Below are 18,144 nucleotides of genomic sequence, written 5' to 3'. Positions count from 1 at the left end.
TTACCCTTGGTCCGCACGTGCGCGGCACCGGGCCGCGGCACCGGGGAACAGCACCGAGGATTGGGCACGCGTTGGAGAGAGAGCCGGGCTTACCACCCGAGCGTGCGGGCCGTCCTCGGCGCGAAGGCGCTCAGCCCCCGCAACGGGGTGACGGGCCCCCGCGTCCGGTCCGCCGCCAGCAGCCGCCTCCGCCACCGCCGGAGCGCGGCCGCAGGCAGCCGCCCCGCAACGGGCAGACGCGCCAGATGCCCCCGCCGGACGACGCGACGGTCCGCGACCGGCGCCCGGTCCGCGAAGACGGCCCACCACGCCCGGCCCGTGACGACGGGGGCCCGCGGCGGCCCGCTCGCGACGACGCCCCGCCCCGGCGGCCGTCCCGCGAGGACGGCCCGCCGCCCCGCCGCCCGGCCCGCGACAACGCACCCCCGCGCGACGGCCGTCCGGTCGATGGCGCCCCGCGCGACGGCCGTCCCGTCGACGCACTTCCGCGGGACGGCCGTCCCGTCCGCGACGACGGCGTGGTCCGCGACCAGCGGCCACCTCGTGACGGCCAGCCGGTCCGCGACGACGTACCCCCCAGCGACGCCTGGCCGGTCCACGACGAGGCCCCGCCCCGTGAGCCGCAGCGCCCGCGGCGCGTCCCGCCGCCGGGCCCCCCGCCTTCACCAGGCCCGCCGCCGCAGCGCGGCGGGCAGCCTCCGCGAGCCGGCGGCCCGGCGCCCACGCGCGTCCAGCCGGTGCCGCCGCCTCCGGGACCGCCCGGCCCGCCGTCGGCCCAGGGCCGGCTGCCGCAGCCCGCCCCGCCGGTGACCCCGCCGCCGGGCACCCCGGCCCCCGGCACCCCGCCGCCCGGCATCCCGGTGCCCCCGCGCGGCCGCGGCTCCCGGCGTCCCGCGCCGGTCCGGCCGTGGCAGGAGGAGGCCCAGCGCCCGCCCGACCCGGAGGCGACGCGGTTCATCCCGCGCACCGCCGGCGTCCCGATGAACTCGCGCTGGCCGGTCGCCGACCCGGACGTCATGCGCCCGTACGACGCGCTGGCCACCCAGGTCATGCCGGCGCTCAAGGGCCCGCTGGTCAAGCCGAGGCCGGGCGAAGAGGTCGAAGCGCCGGCCAAGGCGCCGTCGCTGGCGAAGGCGTCCGGCCGGATGGCGATCGCGTCGCTGATCAGCCGGATCACCGGCTTCCTGTGGAAGCTGCTGCTGGTCGCCGCGATCGGCCAGGGCATCGCGAACGACTCGTTCAACGTCGCCAACACGATGCCGAACATCATCTTCGAGCTGCTCATGGGTGGCGTGCTCGCCAGCGTCGTCGTGCCGCTGCTGGTGCGTTCCCAGGACGACCCCGACGGCGGCGCGGCCTACACCCAGCGGCTCATCACGGTCGCGTTCTCGCTGCTGCTGGTCGGCACGGTGGTCGCGGTGCTCGCGGCACCGGCGTTCACGAGCCTCTATGTCGACTCTTCCGGCAAGGCGAGCGCGGACCTCACCACGGCGTTCGCCTACCTGCTGCTGCCCGAGATCTTCTTCTACGGCGTCTTCGCGCTGCTCTCGGCGGTGCTGAACGCCAAGCAGATCTTCGGCCCCACCGCGTGGGCGCCGGTGATCAACAACCTGGTCGTCATCTTCACGATCCTCGTCGTCTGGGTCATGCCCGGCGACATCGACACCGCGAACGTGTCGATCACCGACCCGAAGGTCCTGACCCTCGGCATCGGCGTGACCGGCGGCATCGTCGCCCAGGCCCTGCTGCTGGTGCCGCCGCTGCTGCGGTCCGGCTTCCGGTTCAAGTGGCGCTGGGGCATCGACAAGCAGATGAAGGAGTTCGGCGGCCTCGCGCTCTGGATCCTCGGCTACGTCGCCGTCAGCCAGATCGGGTACACGATCAACACGCGCGTGCTGACCACCGGTTCACCCGGTGGTGTGACCGCGTACAGCAACGCCTGGCTGCTCTTCCAGCTGCCGTACGGCGTCATCGGCGTCTCGCTGCTGACGGCGATCATGCCGCGGATGAGCCGCGCGGCCGCCGACGGCGACCACAAGAAGCTGATCGGCGACCTGTCGTACGCGTCCCGGATCTCGACGGTGATGCTCGTCCCGATCTCCGCGGTGATGACCGTGGTCGGCGGCTCGATCGGCATCGCGCTGTTCACCTTCGGCAAGGGCACTATCGACACCGCCGAACGGCTCGGCGACGCCCTCGCCATCTCGGCGTTCGCGCTGCTGCCGTACGCGCTGGTCATGCTCCAGATGCGCGTCTTCTACGCGATGAAGGACGCCCGCACGCCGACGCTGATCATGATCGTGATGACGCTGGTCAAGGTGCCGCTGCTGTACCTGTGCCCGGTGCTGCTGTCGCCGGACAACGTCGTGCTCGGCGTCATGATGGTCAACGCGCTGACGTTCGTCGTCGGCGCGATCCTCGGCCAGGTCTGGCTCTGGGTGACGCTGGGCAACCTGCGCAGCAAGCGGGTGATCGGCGTGATCCTCTTCACGGTCGTCGCGAGCGCACTCGGCGTCGGCGCGGCGTGGCTGGTGGGCCAGGTCGTGCCGGACTCCTTCGGGCCGAAGCTGGGCGCCTGGGTCAAACTCTTCCTGCAGGGCATCGTCGGCATCGTCGTGTCGTTCGGCGTGCTGATGGCGCTGAAGGTGGAGGAGCTGAAACCGGCCACGTCGAGGTTCACCCGGTTGATCAAGCGAGGGTAACGATTCCGGTACGGAAGGCGACGACTCGTGCGTCGTATTCTGGGTACCCTCGACAGCGGGGATCGAGCGGGAGCGAGTGAGGGTGGACACGAGGCGGAGCGAACAGGCGGGGGGTGCGAACCACGTGGGCAAGGCCCAGGTCGGATCGCTGGCCCCCGGGCGTGTGGTCGGCGACGGCCGCTACCGCCTCCTCGCGCAGTTCGGCGTGGACGAGCGGGGCGACGCGCACCTCTGGCGTGCCCGGGACGGGCAGCTGAAGCGGGACGTCGCGCTGACCCTGCTGGTCGGCGACCCGGCCGACCCCGAAGCCGCCCGGCTGGCCCGGCGGACCCTCGAACGCGCCACGCACGCGTCCAAGTTCGGCCACGGCGGCGTCGCCCGCGTGCTCGACGTGCTCGCGCTCGGCAGCGGCATCACCTCCAGCGAAGGCCTGCTCGGCGTCGTCGTCGCCGAGTGGACCAAGGGCAGCGACCTGGTCGACCTCGTCGCGCAGCGGCCGGTGGCCCCCGCCGCGGCCGCGCGGATGGTGCAGGCGCTGGCCGAAGCCGTCGAACAGGCCCACCAGAACGGGCTCGTGCTCGGGCTCGACCACCCGCAGCGGCTGCGGCTGACGCCGAACGGCGCGCTGAAGCTCGCGTTCCCCGGCCCGCTGCCGGAGGCGACGCTGCGCGACGACGTCAAGGCGCTCGGCGCGGTCCTGTACCTGCTCCTGACCGGCCGCTGGGCGCTGCCCGGCGGCCCGCCCGCGATCCAGCCGGCGCCGCTGTCGCCGCAGGGGCGGATCGTCCCGCCGCGCCAGCTGGTGCCGACGGTCCCGGCCGACCTCTCGTCGCTGGCCGTCCGCACGATCGAGGACGGCGGCAACGGCGGCATCCGCACCAGCGCGGCCATCCTCCGCATGCTCGACCAGGTGGCCGAGGAGGAAGAGCGCACCCAGCTGATCAAGGCCGTCGGCGGGGACCCGGCCGAGGGCGAAGGCACCGTCTGGACGACGAAGAAGCCGGTCAAGGACGTCGCCCGGCGGCGCAAGCTGGCGCTCGGCGTCACGGTGCTGGTGGTCGCGACGGTCGTCATCCTCGCCTGGGGCGGGCTGATGCTGATCAACGTCTTCCAGGGCGACTCGAAGGCGAGCGGGCCGACGATCAACGTCGCCGCGCCGCCGGCGTCGAGCCAGCCCGCCGGGCAGCCGCCCGCGTCGTCGTCGCCGGCCCCGCCGCCGTCGCCGGCCGTGGGCGCCGCGGTGAAGCCGCAGGCCGTCGCGGTCTACAACCCCGATGGCAAGGGCGACAACACCGCGCGGGCGAAGTACGCGACCGACGGCAACCCCGAGACCCAGTGGCGCACCGAGCAGTACAAGCAGCAGTTCCCCGTCATCAAGCCGGGCGTCGGGCTGGTCGTCACCTTCAAGGACCCGATCAACCTCAGCCAGGTGAAGGTCGAAGGCGGCACGCCGGGCACCAAGGTCGAGATCCGCTCGGCGACCGAGAAGAACCCGGACTTCGACGACACGAAGGTCGTCGGCAACGGTGACCTGAAGGACGGCGAGACGACGATCCCGCTGGCCCAGCCGGCGCAGGGCGAGTACTTCATCGTCTGGATCACCCAGCTGGGCGGCGAGGACGGGAAGTTCCAGACGGAAATCGCCGACCTGACGTTCCTGCCTGCGGGGTGACGCACCCGACAGGGTCAGTAGGCTCTTGCGGGTGACAGCTGCAGCTCCCACGGATGCGGATCTGATAGCGGCTCACGCCGCGGGGGACCCCCATGCGTTCAGCGAACTCGTCCAGCGACATCGCGACCGCATGTGGGCAGTCGCCCTGCGCACGGTCCGCGATCCGGAAGAGGCCGCCGACGCGTTGCAGGACGCGTTCATCTCGGCGTTCCGGGCCGCCGACAAGTTCCGGGCGGAGTCGCAGGTCACGACGTGGCTGCACCGGATCGTGGTGAACGCCTGCCTCGACCGGATCCGCCGCCGCCAGGCCCGGCCGACCGTGCCGCTGCCGGAGACCGGCTTCAACGAGCCGGCCACCCCGCGCGACTCGATGGCCGAGCGCGAGACGAGCCTGCTCGTGCGCGAGGCCCTCGACCAGCTGCCGGAGGACCAGCGCGCGCCGATCGTGCTCGTCGACGTCGAGGGCTACTCCGTCGCCGAGACGGCGAAGATGCTGGGCATCGCCGAAGGCACCGTGAAGAGCCGATGCGCGCGGGGCCGCGGAAAACTCGCGAAGGTTCTCGGGCACCTGCGGAACCCCGATGCGATTGCGAACGTCCCAACTCACGAAAGCAAACGGGCCGGGCGCCAGCCGGGTAGCGGGGAGGGACGATGACGGACGAAAGCCGGGGGATCGGGGGGACCGTCGGTCCGCCCTGGTCTGTCGACGTGCTCGCCGACCTCCACGCCGGTGTGCTGGAGGACGCTCAGGCGGCCGAGCTGTGGCCGCTGGTCAACGCCGACCCGGAGGCCCGGGAGATCCTGGCCGCCCTCGACGCGACGCAGACCGATCTGGCCTCGCTCGCCGACGCGCCGGCCCCGCCGATGCCCGCCGAGTTCGCGGCCCGGCTGGACGCGGCGCTGGCCGCCGAAGCAGCCGCCAAGTTTCCGAACGCCGGGCAGGCAGGTCCGGCACCGCGGGACGCCCAGGTGGTGGACCTCGCGGCGGCCCGGAGGCGGCGGAACAAGCGGCTCGGCTGGGCCGCCGGCGTCCTGACCGCGGCCGCCGCGGCGGTCGTCGCCGTGACCGTCGCGATCCCGAACACCACCCAGCAGAGCGGCACGCCGAACGTGGCCGCTCCGGCACCGACCGGCCCATCCGTCGGCAGCGACGGCAGCGGCGCGCAGGCCCTGATCGGCAAGGCGGTCGGCGTCCGCGACTTCGGCCCGCTGCAGAACGAAGACCGGCTGGACGCGTGCATCGCGGCGGCCGGGCTCGATCCGAAGGTGCGGCCGGAGGGCATCCGCCCGGTGAACGTCGGCGGCAAGGCCGGGGTGATGATCATCCTGACCACCGGCAAGCTCGCCCAGTTCCGGCTCGTGGCCTTCGGCGCGGACTGCGGGCCGGGCAATCCGGCGGTGCTGTTCGACAAGGTCGTCGGGGAGAAGTAGCGCCTGTCACCCTGGGAACACCGGCCCCTACGATCGTGTTGAGCCTGGTACACGGGTCACTACGAGCGGAGGTCACGGGTGGCTGCCGAGGAAATCAGGAACCTGATCGTCGTCGGGTCGGGTCCTGCCGGATACACCGCTGCCGTCTACGCGGCACGGGCCCAGCTGGAACCGCTGGTGTTCGAGGGCACGCAGTTCGGCGGCGCGCTGATGACGACGACCGAGGTCGAGAACTTCCCCGGGTTCCGCGACGGCATCATGGGTCCGGACCTGATGGAGGAGATGCGCAAGCAGGCCGAGCGCTTCGGCGCCGAGCTGCGCGCGGAGGACGTCGAGTCGCTGGAGCTGACCGGAGACGTCAAGTACGTCGTCGCGAACGGCAAGCGCTACGCCGCCCGCGCGGTCATCCTCGCGATGGGTGCCGCGGCGCGGTACCTCAACGTGCCGGGCGAGCAGGAGCTGCTCGGCCGCGGTGTCTCGGCCTGTGCGACCTGTGACGGCTTCTTCTTCCGCGACCACGACATCGTGGTCGCCGGCGGTGGCGACTCGGCGATGGAGGAGGCGACCTTCCTGACGAAGTTCGCGAAGTCCGTCACGGTCGTCCACCGGCGCGACGAGTTCCGCGCGTCCAAGATCATGCTCGAGCGCGCCCGCGCGAACGAGAAGATCAAGTGGAAGCTGAACTCGCAGATCACCGGGGTGCTCGGCGACGGCAAGGTCGAGGCCTTGAAGCTGAAGGACACCAAGGACGGCACGGAGTCGACACTGGACGTGTCGGGCTTCTTCGTCGCGATCGGCCACGACCCCCGCAGCCAGCTGGTGAAGGGGCAGGTCGACCTGGACGAGGACGGCTACGTCGTGACGAAGGGCAAGACCTCCTTCACGAACCTCGACGGCGTCTTCGCGGCCGGCGACCTGGTCGACCGCACCTACCGGCAGGCGATCACCGCCGCCGGCTCCGGGTGCAGTGCCGCGATCGACGCGGAACGATGGCTCGCGGAGCACGGCGAATCGGACGCGCACGAGGCGCCCGAACTCGTCGGCGGCGGCTACGGCGCGGGCACCAACTGACTTTCCGGCGTTCAACCACCCTTGGAGGAGAAACCATGGCCAACACCGTCAAGGTGACCGACGCGACGTTCGTCGACGAGGTCCTGACCAGCGAGAAGCCCGTCCTGGTCGACTTCTGGGCCACCTGGTGCGGCCCGTGCAAGATGGTCGCCCCGGTGCTCGAGGAGATCGCGGCCGAGAACGGCGAGAAGCTGACCATCGCCAAGATCGACATCGACGAGAACCCGAACACGCCGCGTGACTACCAGGTGATGTCGATCCCGACGCTGATCCTGTTCCAGGGCGGCAAGCCGGTGAAGCAGATCGTCGGCGCCAAGCCGAAGGCCGCGCTGCTGTCGGACCTCGCCGACGTTCTCTGAGCCGAACCACTCCCGGCGGACCCGGGGCCTGCGAGAACCCTCTCGTGGACCCCGGGTCCTTCGCCGTTCGGGGGAATGTGACCGGTGTGGGTGAATCGAGCGTGACGGCAGCCACCGCGGGTACTCCACGATCGGGCTCTTGACCTACCTACCGGGCCTGCGCTGTCACCGAGAGTTGGCAAGGCACAATAGAGGACCTGGGCCCGTCCCAGCGAAGGTTTTCTTGCCACGCACCGAGCCCCCGAATCGGTGCCCTAGGAAGAGCGAGGAGTGCATGCGGGTACTCCGCCGCGGTGACGCCGGTCCGGACGTCGCCGAGATCAGGTCCATCCTGGCCGGGATGGACCTGCTCCCGCCGGTCACCGGTACCGACGACTACGACACGTTCGACGTCGCCGTCGAGCACGCCGTCCGTGCCTTCCAGCAGCGCCGTGGGCTGATGACCGACGGCATCGTGGGTCCGGCGACCTTCCAGGCGCTCAAGGGCGCCAGCTACCACCTGGGCAGCCGTCCGCTGTCCTACATGATCGCGTCGCCCGTGCACGGCGACGACGTCTTCACACTCCAGGAGCGGCTCACGGAGCTCGGCTTCGACGCCGGCCGCCCCGACGGCTACTTCGGCCCGGCCACCGAGCGCGCCCTCAAGACGTTCCAGCGCGACATGCGCCTGACGCCGGACGGCATGTGCGGCCCGGCGACCATCCGCGAGCTGCACCGCCTGTCCTCGCCGCGGGCGAGGGGCGGGCGCCCGGTGTTCCTGCGCGAGCAGGAGCAGGTGCGCCAGGCCGGTCCGCGCCTGCGCGGCAAGCGCATCGTGATCGACCCGGGCCACGGCGGCGACGACCTCGGCGTGGTCGCCGGCGGTCTCCGCGAAGCCGACATCGCCTGGGACCTCGCACGTCGGCTCGAAGGCCGGATGAAGGCCACCGGCATGGAGGCGCTGATCTCCCGCGGCCCGAACCACAGCCCGACCGAGCTGGAGCGCGCCAAGTTCGCCAACGACGCGGGCGCGGACCTGTTCCTGTCGCTGCACAGCGACAAGAACCCGTCGCCGCGCGCGCAGGGCGTCGCGAGCTTCCACTTCGGCAACGGCAACGGCACGACGTCCACGGTGGGCGAGCTGCTGGCCGGCTTCATCCAGCGCGAGGTCGCGGCCCGCACGGGCCTGCAGGACAACCGCACGCACTACAAGTCGTGGGACATCTTCACCCGCACGCGCTGCCCGGCGGTCCGGATCGAGATCGGCTACCTGACGAACCCGGACGACGCCCGCAAGCTCGGCGACCCGGCGTTCCGCGACATCGTCGCGGAGGGCATCCTGATCGCCGTCAAGCGCCTGTACCTGCTCGGCGAGGGCGACCAGCCGACGGGAACGTTCACGTTCGCCGACGTCCTGGCGCACGAGCTCGCCAAGGCCGAATAGGGCCGACCACAACCCCTAGCGGCTCGCCTTCCCCTGCCCCACCACCCCTGGGGACGCACGCGCTGCGTCCCCAGGTTTCCGGGCAGTCATCCACAGCTTGTCCACCGCGCCTAGCAGCGCTCTGTGGATAACTCGACACTTCATCCACATGTGTGCACACGCGCGTTTCAGCCGTGGTCGAGCACAGGCGCAAACGTTTGCGGAGGGTCAGGCGCGGCCGAGACTCGGCTCGGCCGTCGTGATCGTCACCTGGCCGAGCAGCCGCTCCAGCGCCGCCTCGACGTCTTCCTTCCAGGTGATCGCCGACCGCAGTTCCAGGCGCAGCCGCGGCCACTTCTGGTGCGGGCGGACCGTCTTGAAGCCGACGCTCTGCAGGAACGCGGCCGGCAGCACGCAGCTGTGGCCGCCGTCCGGGTCGGTCTCGTCGGGGCGCGCGTCGCCGAACGCCTCGATCGCGCGGACGCCGCGCTTGGTCAGGTCCTTGGCGACCGCCTGGACCAGCATCCGGCCGAGGCCGCCGCCGCGGAACTCCGGGAGGACCTGGAACGCCGTCAGCAGGACCGCGTCCGCGCTTGGCGGGGACGTCGGGAAGGCCAGCGCACGGGGGACGGCGTTCGGCGGGGCGTACAGCACGAACCCGACCGGCAGCGTGTCGCTGTAGACGATGCGGCCGCAGGAACCCCACTCGAGCAGGACGCTGGAGACCCAGGCTTCCTTCTCGACCTCGGTGGCGCCGAACTCCTCGGCCTGGTTCTTCAGGTGCGGGGCCAGCTCCCAGTACACGCACCTGCGGCAGCTCTTCGGCAGGTGCTCGAGGTTGTCCAGTGTGACGCCCACGACGCGACGCGACACCCGCGACCTCCCCTGACCTGCTGCTCCCGACCGGCCGCCCGGCCGTCAAGCCGCGTTGGACCGCGGGCACGACACAGGAGCCACGGTCGAGGATAGGCCGATGTGACGAGCGCCGAAAGGCCAGGGGTACCGGATGGGTGCCCGGTTACACTCGACAGGATCTCTATCCATCGAACCCCGGGTGAATCGTCGATGACCGAGAACCGCCCCAGCAAGCCGCACAGCGGCCGCCAGAACCTCGACCCGCACCTCGAGCGGTACGCCGCGCGCACCGCCGGGATGACCGCTTCCGAGATCCGGGCGCTGTTCGCGGTCGCCAGCCGGCCCGAGGTGGTTTCGCTGGCCGGCGGCATGCCGAACCTGGCGGCGCTCCCGCTCGACACGCTGTCGGCGCAGGTGGCGGAGATCATCGCCGAAGACGGCCTCGTCGCGCTGCAGTACGGCTCGGCGCACGGCGTCCCGGTGCTGCGCGAGCAGATCTGCGAAATCATGGCGCTGGAAGGCATCAAGGCCCACCCGGACGACGTCGTGGTGACCGTCGGCTCCCAGATGGGCCTGGACATGGTCACGCGGCTGTTCTGCGACCCGGGTGACGTCGTCATCGCCGAAGGCCCCTCGTACGTCGGCGCGCTGGGCTCGTTCGCCGCGTACCAGGCGCAGGTCGTGCACGTCGCGATGGACGACCAGGGCCTGGTGCCGTCGTTGCTGCGCGAGGCGCTCGACCGGACGGAGAAGGCCGGCCGCCGGGTCAAGTTCCTCTACACGATCCCGAACTTCCACAACCCCGCCGGCGTCACGCTGGCCGTCGAGCGCCGCGCGGAGATCCTGGAAATCTGCCGCGAGCACAACGTCCTCGTCGTCGAAGACAACCCGTACGGGTTGCTCGGCTTCGACGGTCAGACGTACCCGGCGCTGCGCTCGACCGACCCCGACAACGTCGTGTACCTCGGCTCGTTCTCCAAGACGTTCGCCTCGGGCCTGCGCGTCGGCTGGGTGCTCGCGCCGCACGCCGTGCGCGAGAAGCTCGTGCTGGCCGCGGAGTCGGCGACGCTGTGCCCGCCGACGTTCAACCAGATGATCGTGTCGCGCTACCTGGCCACGCACGACTGGAAGGGCCAGATCAAGAAGTTCCGCGAGAACTACCGCGAGCGGCGCGACGCGATCCTGTCCGCGCTCGACCAGTACCTGCCCCCGGGCTGCTCGTGGACCAAGCCGGACGGTGGGTTCTACGTCTGGGTGACGGTGCCGGAAGGCGTCGACACGAAGGCGATGCTGCCGCGCGCGGTGACCGCGCGGGTGGCGTACGCGTCCGGAACCGGCTTCTACGCCGACGGGTTCGGCAGCCGTCAGATGCGGCTGTCCTACTGCTACCCGACGCCGGAGCGGATCCGCGAAGGCGTGCGGCGGCTGGCCGCGGTGCTCGAGTCCGAAATGGACCTCGCGCGCACCTTCGGTAACGTGAGCGCGCGCCAGATCCAGGGACCGCAGAACCCGTCCCCGGACACGGTCTAGATCTTTTTCGAAGGAGTTTCCACGGTGGTCGACCGTACCGTTGCCGTGCTCGCCGGCGGGCTTTCGCACGAACGCGACGTCTCGCTGAGGTCCGGGCGACGGCTCTCCGCGGCGCTCAAGTCCGAAGGCCTCGGCATCGAGGAGTGGGACACCGACGCGGGCCTGCTGGAGCGCCTGCGCACCCAGCGGCCGGACGCGGTGGTCGTCGCGCTGCACGGCGGTGAGGGCGAGAACGGCTCGGTGCAGACGGTGCTGGAGATGCTGGACGTGCCGTTCGTCGGCACCGGCTCCCAGGGCTGCCGCCGCGCGTGGGACAAGCCGACCGCGAAGGCGCTCATCGAGAACGCCGGGTTCACGACGCCGGGCTGGGTGGTGCTGCCGCACAGCACGTTCCGCGAGCTCGGCGCCCAGGCGGTGCTCGACGCGATGGTGGAGCGCCTCGGCCTGCCGCTGATCCTCAAGCCCGACCAGGGCGGCTCGGCGCTCGGCACCCAGGTGGTCCGCGAGGCGGCGGAACTGCCGGCCGCGATGGTCGGCTGCTTCGCGTACGGCGACACGGTGCTCGCGGAGCGGTTCGTGGACGGCGTCGAGGTGGCCGTGACGGTCATCGAGGGCGAGAACGGGCCCGAGGCCCTGCCCGCGGTCGAGATCGTCCCGGAGAGCGGCGTGTACGACTACACGGCCCGCTACACGGCCGGCCTGACGGACTTCTTCACCCCGGCCCGTCTCGACGACGCCGCGGCCAAGGCGGTGGCCGAGCTGGCCGTCGCCGCGCACCGCGTGCTCGGGCTGCGCGACATCTCCCGCACCGACGCGGTCGTCGCGTCCGACGGCACGGTGTACTTCCTCGAAGTGAACCCGTCGCCGGGTCTCACCGAGACGTCGACGGTGCCGATGGCGATCGAGGCCGCGGGCAAGTCGCTCGGCACGGTGTTCGGCGAACTCATCGGGCGCGCGATCTCCCGCTGATTCAGAGGTACGGACTGAAGTGGTCGGCCACCTGGCCGGCCACTTCTTCCGCGTTCAGGGAGCCGTCGACCTCCAGCACCCGGACGCCGTGTTCGCGTGCGCTGCGGACGGCGTCTTCGGCGAGCAGCCGATCTCGCGCGATCCGGTTCTGCTGCGCGCGCACGGGATCGCTGACCTTGGTCGTGACCGCGCCGGCCCGCGGGAGGGAGTTCAGCTGGTGCTGCCGGAACTCCTCGGTCGGCACCATCACCACCATCCGGCGGGGCGAGTCGAGCAGCGGCGCCACGAACTCCGGGCGCAGCCCCCACCCCTCGGCGAGCAACGGCCGGCCGGACACGAGTGCGCGCAGATCGTCGAGCGCCCACTCGAACCGCAAAGCGAAAACCTCGCGCGTCGCGGCCGCCATCTCCTCCGGCGTCGAGCGCACCCACGTCCGTTCGGGATCGCGCGCGGGTGCGCCGGTGGCGAGCAAGCGATCGTTGTGGCCGCGCGCGTCGTGGTAGTCGTAGTGGTAGGCCGTCAGCCCGTGCCGGACGGCGAGCAGCCGGGCGACGGTCGACTTCCCCGCCCACTGCGCGCCGCCGATCCAGAGCGCGCCGCCGATCGAACCGGTCGGATCCCACACGTTTCCCCCCGTTGCTCAGCGTCGCGGCGGAGTGATCCCTCCGCAATCATCACCGTGACGAAACACCCCGGGGTGATCCCTAATCGGTTTTCGGTGTCTGATTCGTCCCGTTCGCATCGATGATCGCGACGATCCGCTCGAGGTCGTCGACGGACCCGAACTCGAGCGTGATGCGACCCTTGCGGCGACCGAGGTCGACCTTCACCCGGGTGTCGAACCGATCCGAAAGCCGGTTCGCGAGCTCCTGCAACCCCGGCGCCTGGATCGGCTTGCGCGGCGCGGGCTTCGGCTTGGCCGGCTTCTCGCTCTTCTTGAGCGTGACGGCTTCCTCGGTCGCCCGGACCGACATGCCCTCCGCGATGATGCGGGCGGCGAGCTCTTCCTGGCTGTCGGCGTCCTCCAGCGAGAGCAGCGCGCGGGCGTGGCCGGCGGACAGGACGCCCGCGGCCACCCGGCGCTGCACCGGCAGGGGGAGCTTCAGGAGCCGGATCGTGTTGGTGATGACGGGCCGGCTGCGGCCGATCCGGCTCGCCAGCTCCTCGTGCGTGACCGCGAACTCGTCGAGCAGCTGCTGGTACGCCGCCGCCTCTTCGAGCGGGTTCAGCTGGACGCGGTGGATGTTCTCCAGGAGCGCGTCGCGCAGCATGGACTCGTCGGCGGTCTGCCGGACGATCGCCGGGATCGCTTCGAGCTCCGCCTGTTGCGACGCGCGCAGCCGGCGCTCGCCCATGACCAGCTCGTACTCGTCGTTCCCGAGCTCGCGGACGACGATGGGCTGCATGAGCCCGAACTCGCGGATCGAGTGCTCGAGCTCGGCGAGCGCGTCTTCGTCGAAGACCTGACGCGGCTGCTTCGGGTTCGGCTTGATCGAGCTGACGGGGATCTCGCGGTAGACGGCGCCGGCGACCTCGCCGCCGTGCGTCTTCGCCTGGCCGTTGGCCGCGAACCAGCCCTTGTCCTCGGCCGCCTTCTTGTCCGCCGCCGCGTCCGCGGGCGCGGGCAGCGGACCGCCCGTGGCGGGTCCGGTCGGGATCAGGGCGGCGAGGCCGCGCCCCAGCCCTCCTCGGCGCTCGGTCATGTCGAACTACCCTTCTCCAGCTGTGCGCCGCGCTCGGCGATCTCCTTGGCCGCGTCGACGTAGCTCATCGCACCGCGCGAACCAGGATCGTAAGCGAGGACGGTCTGGCCGTACCCGGGTGCCTCCGAGACCTTCACGCTGCGCGGGATGACGGTCTTGAGGACCGTGTCGCCGAAGTGGTTGCGCACCTCGTTCGTCACCTGGTCGGCCAGCTTGGTCCGGCCGTCGTACATGGTGAGGAGGATGGTCGAGACGTGCAGCTCGCGGTTGAGGTGCTGCTGCACGAGCTCGATGTTGCTCAGCAGCTGCCCGAGCCCTTCGAGCGCGTAGTACTCGCACTGGATCGGGATGAGCACCTCCTGCGCGGCGACCATCGCGTTGACCGTCAGCAGGCCGAGCGAGGGCGGGCAGTCGATGAAGACGTAGTCGACGCCGATCTCGTCGAGGATCTCCGAGGAGATGGCCTCCTTGAGCCGGGACTCGCGGGACGCCATCGAGACGAGCTCGATCTCGGCGCCGGCGAGGTCGATCGTCGCGGGGACGCAGAAGAGGTTGGGGGACTGCTCGGTGGGCTGCGCGGCGTCCGCGAGCGTCACCTCGCCGATGAGCACCTCGTAGATCGACGGCGTCCCGGACCGGTGGTCGACGTCGAGCGCGGTGCTCGCGTTGCCCTGTGGGTCGAGGTCGACGACGAGCGTCTTGAGCCCGTGGACGGCGAGCGCGGCGGCGAGGTTGACCGTGCTCGTGGTCTTGCCGACGCCGCCCTTCTGGTTGGCGACGGTCAGCACCCGACGACGGCCGGGACGCGGAAGCGTCCTCTCGGGGTTCAGCAGGCGAGCGGCGCGGGCGGCTTCTTCGGCGATCGGGGTCCAGCCCACGTCGGGGGTGGTCTCCGTGGAGTCGGACGGCGGGGGATTCACCGGTCTCGACACCTCCTCCATGTTGACGTCTGGTCGGTGGTCGAGTCGCGTCGTTTCACGTGGAACATCGCGGCCCGTTAACGCTTCTTGCTCCGCGCCTTCGGCTTGCTTGCTGCTGGGAGGCGACGGATCTTCACGACCGTGCTGGGGACCTCTAGTACGGCGCCACCGCATTCGACGATCAGGGGAGCGGCCCCGCCGGCCTTGCGGATGGCGGCGCCGTCCCGCTCGATCTCGTCCGCCGCGCTGGCGCCCTTGAGAGCGACCAGGAAGCCATCGGGACGAACGAGCGGCAGGCACCAGTCCGCGAGCCGGGCGAGCGGGGCGACCGCGCGAGCGGTGACGATGTCGGCGCCACCGAGCTGCTCACGCACAGGCCGCTCCTCCGCGCGTCCACGGACGATGGTGATCGGGAGTTCCAGCTTCTCGGCCACCTCGGCCAGCCAGTCCACCCGGCGGGCCATCGGTTCGAGCAAGACGATATCGAGGTCCGGTCGCGCGATCGCGAGCGGTACTCCCGGAAGCCCAGCGCCCGACCCGACATCGACGACGCGCGCGCCCTCGGGCATCTGCTCACCGATGACGGCGGAGTTGAGGACGTGCCGCTCCCACAGCCGCTCGACCTCCCGCGGCCCGATCAACCCGCGCTCCACGCCGTGCAGCTCGAGGAGTTCGACGTACCCAGCGGCTTGGTCCACACGCGCACCGAACACCCGCTCCGCCGCGGCCCGCACCGCCACCGCGGCCTGTTCCAAGCTCACTCCGTCTGCTCCTCGTCCGCCGGTTTCACGTGAAACCGCGCTCCGTCGATTGTCCCCGATGCCGAGCCGAAAACGAGCCGACAGTCCGCAGATGTGCAGAACTCCACTCACCCGGCGGCGCAGTGGAGGTGGTTCCACGTGAAACGACGGCACTCGGCGGGCATCACGACCCGGCGCGCGCTCGCCAGTTCCACGTGAAACATCACCGCTGTAATTCGCTCGGCCGCGGCTGAGCGTTCCGCAACCGGATGCCGCTGAACCCGAGCGAACTGCCCGCGGCGGCGTCCACGAACGCCCACAGGTTCGGCAGCACCCGAAGCGGGCCCCAGCGGAGACACCGCCGAGGACGCCACCATCGCGTGCGCGTGCTCGCCGAGGGGCTCGAACGCCGAAGCCGCGAACCGATACGCGTACAACCGGACCCGTCCGCATCACCGAGAGCCACCCGCACTCGATCACTTGCACCCGATCCAGCCCGAGCCACTCCCGATCAACCGAAGCCGTCGACGGCATCACCCACGCCATCGCGCGCGGGCACTGCCGCGGGAATCAATAGTCCGGCGTCCGCTCCGCACCGACCGCCCACATACGTCTCCGGCAGCCGACCCGCCGCGGCCACGTGCGGGCTCGAAGCGCGAGACCTCACCGGGTGCCGGGCGCATGCCACAAAAGAAGCGGCCCCACCTGACTCGGTCAGGTGGGGCCGCTCCGGTGGAACCGAGTCTCAGGACTCCGGGAAGATCACCACACGGCGCTTCGGGTCCTCGCCCTCGCTCTCGCTCGTGACGCCCGCGACCGCCGCCACGGCGTCGTGGACGACCTTGCGCTCGAACGGGCTCATCGGCTGCAGCCGCACCCGCTCGCCGCTCTGCAGGACCGACTCCGCCGTCGAACGGCCGAGCTCGCGCAGCTCCTCGCGGCGGTCCGCGCGCCAGCCCGCGATGTCCAGCATCAGGCGGCTGCGGGAGCCCGTCTCCTGCTGGACCGCCAGGCGGGTCAGCTCCTGCAGCGCCTCGAGCACCGTGCCGCGCGGGCCGACGAGCTTCTCGAGGTCCTCGCCGCCGTCGATGCTCACGATCGCGCGGCCGGCTTCGACGTCCAGGTCGATGTCACCGTCGTAGTCGAGCAGGTCGAGCAGGCGCTCGAGGTAGTCGCCGGCGATGTCGCCCTCCTGGACGAGGATGTCGTCACCGCCCGCCTTCTCCTCGCCCGCCGCGTCCGCTGTCGCGGCCGGGGTCACGTCGTCCTTATCGGCTTCGATCGTGTCGATCGTCTCCGACATCATTCGTCTCCTCTCCGAACCGGTCGCGCCTCAGCGGCGCTTCCGGCCCGACTTCCTGGTCGAGTCTTTGAGAAGGCCCGGCACCCCGGTGCCGTTGTCCTTCGAACCGTTCTGGCCGTTCGTGTCGGCCGGGGTCTGGTCGCCGTCGGCAGAGGCGGCAGAGGCGGAAGAAGCAGCCGAGGCGGTCTGCGCGAAGCCGTGGGCCGAGCCCGCCTTCGTGACCTTCTTCTGCGAGCCACCCTGAGCCGGCTGGTTCTTCTTCTGCTGAACCGGCTTCTGGCCGACCTTCGGCGCGGTCGGCTTCTGACCCGGCTTCGGGCCGAGCGACGCACGCTTCTCCGCGGCCTCCGCCTTGCGGGCCGCCTCTTCCTTGTCGATCTTCGTGTAGACGAGGCGCTGCTGCATCAGGGTCCAGCCGTTGTTCGCCAGCCAGTAGAAGAGGAGGCCGAGCGGGAACAGCGCACCGAAGACGAGGACACCGAGCGGGAAGATGTACATCGTCAGCTTGTTCATGATCGCGGTCTGCGGGGTGGCCGACGCGGCGTTCTGGCGGGCCACCGAGTGCCGCGCGGTGAGGTGCGTGGCGATGGACGCGACGATCATCAGGGGCAGCGCGACCGGGAGCACGTTCCAGTGGAAGCCGACGTTCGTGGCGCCACCGCTGACGACCCCGACGCCGTTGTAGACGGCCTCACCGAGGTTGACGCCGAACAGCTTCGCGTTGACGTAGGACTCGACGTCGTGCTGGGTGAAGAAGTAGTTCTCGGTCTTCGGGCCGCCACCGGGCGGTGGCATCGTGAACGCGCGCAGGACGTGGTTCAGGCCGATGAAGACCGGGATCTGGAGCAGCATCGGCAGGCAGCTGCCCAGCGGGTTGACGCCGTGCTCGCGCTGGAGCTTCTGCATCTCCTGCGCCTGGCGCTGCTTGTCGTTCGCGTACTTCTTCTGAAGCTTCTTCATCTCCGGCGCGAAGTCCTGCATCTTCTTCATCGACCGGACCTGGTTCACGAACGGCTTGAACATGATGCCGCGGACCGTGAACGTCAGGAAGATGATGCCGAGGATCCAGGAGATCGCCGCGGCTTCCCCGAAGACGAACCCGAAGACCTTGTGCCAACACCAGAGGATGAAGGACACGGGGTAGTAGATGAAATCGAGCACTGCTGCTACTCCTCGATCGGTGTTTCAGGTCGTCGGTGGCGCCACGAGAACTCCTCGGGCACGGGGTCGTGGCCGGGCGGTGTCCACGGGCCGCAGCGCAACAGCCGGCGCAGCGCGAGGTAGGAGCCCCGGCCGGCACCGTGCCGGGTGAGGGCTTCGACCGCGTACGCGCTGCAGCTCGGGTAGAACCGGCAAGCCGGCGGGAGGAAGGGCGAGATCGCCTTGCGGTAGAGCTTGATGGGGAGCAACAGGACCCAGGCGACGGGACCGGGCCGCCGAGGCGGGGTCTCCACGTCGTGGTGGTCGTGCTCGGGGGTGGCTCGCAT

19 protein-coding genes are annotated in these 18,144 nt (G+C 70.8%); 9 read left to right on the top strand and 10 right to left on the bottom strand.

Annotation, left to right across the window (positions count from 1 at the left end; all coding sequences use genetic code 11):
* Window positions 1-89 precede the first annotated feature (89 nt).
* Window positions 90-599 (bottom strand): hypothetical protein, encoded by a 510-nt coding sequence (locus ABFJ78_RS02580; RefSeq protein WP_436383951.1) that lies wholly within the window; start codon window positions 597-599, stop codon window positions 90-92.
* Between the two features lie 381 nt (window positions 600-980).
* On the opposite strand from ABFJ78_RS02580, the gene murJ reads away from it, so the two are divergent.
* From murJ to ABFJ78_RS02545, 7 genes are all read left to right on the top strand, one after another.
* Window positions 981-2,702: a murein biosynthesis integral membrane protein MurJ gene (gene murJ / locus ABFJ78_RS02575; protein ID WP_436385365.1), complete on the top strand. Its 1,722-nt coding sequence runs from the start codon at window positions 981-983 to the stop codon at window positions 2,700-2,702.
* Between the two features lie 82 nt (window positions 2,703-2,784).
* Window positions 2,785-4,374 (top strand): protein kinase family protein, encoded by a 1,590-nt coding sequence (locus ABFJ78_RS02570; protein WP_436383950.1) that lies wholly within the window; start codon window positions 2,785-2,787, stop codon window positions 4,372-4,374.
* A 31-nt stretch (window positions 4,375-4,405) separates the two neighbouring features.
* Window positions 4,406-5,029 (top strand): RNA polymerase sigma factor SigM, encoded by a 624-nt coding sequence (gene sigM, locus ABFJ78_RS02565; RefSeq protein ID WP_086679039.1) that lies wholly within the window; start codon window positions 4,406-4,408, stop codon window positions 5,027-5,029.
* A complete protein-coding gene (locus ABFJ78_RS02560) occupies window positions 5,026-5,805 on the top strand; it encodes a hypothetical protein (RefSeq protein ID WP_436383949.1) in 780 nt (259 codons plus the stop codon). Before sigM ends, ABFJ78_RS02560 begins: the two co-directional genes overlap by 4 nt.
* A 78-nt stretch (window positions 5,806-5,883) precedes the next feature.
* Window positions 5,884-6,876 carry a thioredoxin-disulfide reductase gene (gene trxB / locus ABFJ78_RS02555; protein ID WP_436383948.1) on the top strand — a complete coding sequence of 331 codons (993 nt, stop codon included), beginning with the start codon at window positions 5,884-5,886 and terminating at the stop codon, window positions 6,874-6,876.
* Between the two features lie 35 nt (window positions 6,877-6,911).
* Window positions 6,912-7,235, top strand: coding sequence for a thioredoxin (gene trxA, locus ABFJ78_RS02550; protein ID WP_003082899.1), 324 nt, complete (start codon window positions 6,912-6,914; stop codon window positions 7,233-7,235).
* 274 nt (window positions 7,236-7,509) lie between these two features.
* Window positions 7,510-8,658: an N-acetylmuramoyl-L-alanine amidase gene (locus tag ABFJ78_RS02545; protein WP_257922726.1), complete on the top strand. Its 1,149-nt coding sequence runs from the start codon at window positions 7,510-7,512 to the stop codon at window positions 8,656-8,658.
* A gap of 207 nt (window positions 8,659-8,865) precedes the next feature.
* Here the strand turns inward: ABFJ78_RS02545 and ABFJ78_RS02540 are convergent, their stop codons facing one another.
* Window positions 8,866-9,510, bottom strand: coding sequence for a GNAT family N-acetyltransferase (locus ABFJ78_RS02540; protein ID WP_086857098.1), 645 nt, complete (start codon window positions 9,508-9,510; stop codon window positions 8,866-8,868).
* 192 nt (window positions 9,511-9,702) lie between these two features.
* On the opposite strand from ABFJ78_RS02540, the gene ABFJ78_RS02535 reads away from it, so the two are divergent.
* Window positions 9,703-11,022, top strand: a complete 1,320-nt coding sequence (locus ABFJ78_RS02535) for a PLP-dependent aminotransferase family protein (protein WP_372667552.1) — start codon at window positions 9,703-9,705, stop codon at window positions 11,020-11,022.
* 24 nt (window positions 11,023-11,046) lie between these two features.
* On the top strand, window positions 11,047-11,991 hold the full coding sequence (locus tag ABFJ78_RS02530) for a D-alanine--D-alanine ligase family protein (RefSeq protein WP_372667553.1): 945 nt from the start codon (window positions 11,047-11,049) through the stop codon (window positions 11,989-11,991).
* A 1-nt stretch (window position 11,992) separates the two neighbouring features.
* Here the strand turns inward: ABFJ78_RS02530 and ABFJ78_RS02525 are convergent, their stop codons facing one another.
* The 8 genes from ABFJ78_RS02525 to yidD form a co-directional block, all read right to left on the bottom strand.
* Entirely contained in the window at window positions 11,993-12,616 is a 624-nt protein-coding gene (locus tag ABFJ78_RS02525) for a hypothetical protein (protein WP_436383947.1), read from the bottom strand.
* A 79-nt stretch (window positions 12,617-12,695) separates the two neighbouring features.
* Window positions 12,696-13,694: a ParB/RepB/Spo0J family partition protein gene (locus tag ABFJ78_RS02520; RefSeq protein WP_436383946.1), complete on the bottom strand. Its 999-nt coding sequence runs from the start codon at window positions 13,692-13,694 to the stop codon at window positions 12,696-12,698.
* Window positions 13,691-14,614: a ParA family protein gene (locus ABFJ78_RS02515; RefSeq protein ID WP_372667896.1), complete on the bottom strand. Its 924-nt coding sequence runs from the start codon at window positions 14,612-14,614 to the stop codon at window positions 13,691-13,693. The genes ABFJ78_RS02520 and ABFJ78_RS02515 overlap by 4 nt, the downstream gene beginning before the upstream one ends.
* 77 nt (window positions 14,615-14,691) lie before the next feature.
* Window positions 14,692-15,375: a 16S rRNA (guanine(527)-N(7))-methyltransferase RsmG gene (gene rsmG, locus ABFJ78_RS02510; RefSeq protein ID WP_436385364.1), complete on the bottom strand. Its 684-nt coding sequence runs from the start codon at window positions 15,373-15,375 to the stop codon at window positions 14,692-14,694.
* Window positions 15,376-15,577: 202 nt separating this feature from the next.
* On the bottom strand, window positions 15,578-15,664 hold the full coding sequence (locus ABFJ78_RS02505) for a hypothetical protein (protein ID WP_436385363.1): 87 nt from the start codon (window positions 15,662-15,664) through the stop codon (window positions 15,578-15,580).
* 435 nt (window positions 15,665-16,099) lie between these two features.
* Window positions 16,100-16,657: a protein jag gene (locus tag ABFJ78_RS02500; RefSeq protein ID WP_436383944.1), complete on the bottom strand. Its 558-nt coding sequence runs from the start codon at window positions 16,655-16,657 to the stop codon at window positions 16,100-16,102.
* Between the two features lie 30 nt (window positions 16,658-16,687).
* Complete coding sequence (gene yidC / locus ABFJ78_RS02495) at window positions 16,688-17,818, bottom strand: membrane protein insertase YidC (RefSeq protein WP_436383943.1); 1,131 nt, start codon at window positions 17,816-17,818, stop codon at window positions 16,688-16,690.
* Window positions 17,819-17,823: 5 nt separating this feature from the next.
* The gene (gene yidD / locus ABFJ78_RS02490; RefSeq protein ID WP_436383942.1) at window positions 17,824-18,144 is read right to left on the bottom strand and encodes a membrane protein insertion efficiency factor YidD; all 321 of its coding nucleotides are present in this window, start codon (window positions 18,142-18,144) and stop codon (window positions 17,824-17,826) included.

Origin of the sequence: Amycolatopsis sp. MEPSY49 (genome assembly GCF_051337345.1) — a bacterium.
In the GTDB taxonomy this organism is placed as follows: domain Bacteria; phylum Actinomycetota; class Actinomycetes; order Mycobacteriales; family Pseudonocardiaceae; genus Amycolatopsis.
This window is presented reverse-complemented; position numbering and strand designations above follow the sequence as displayed.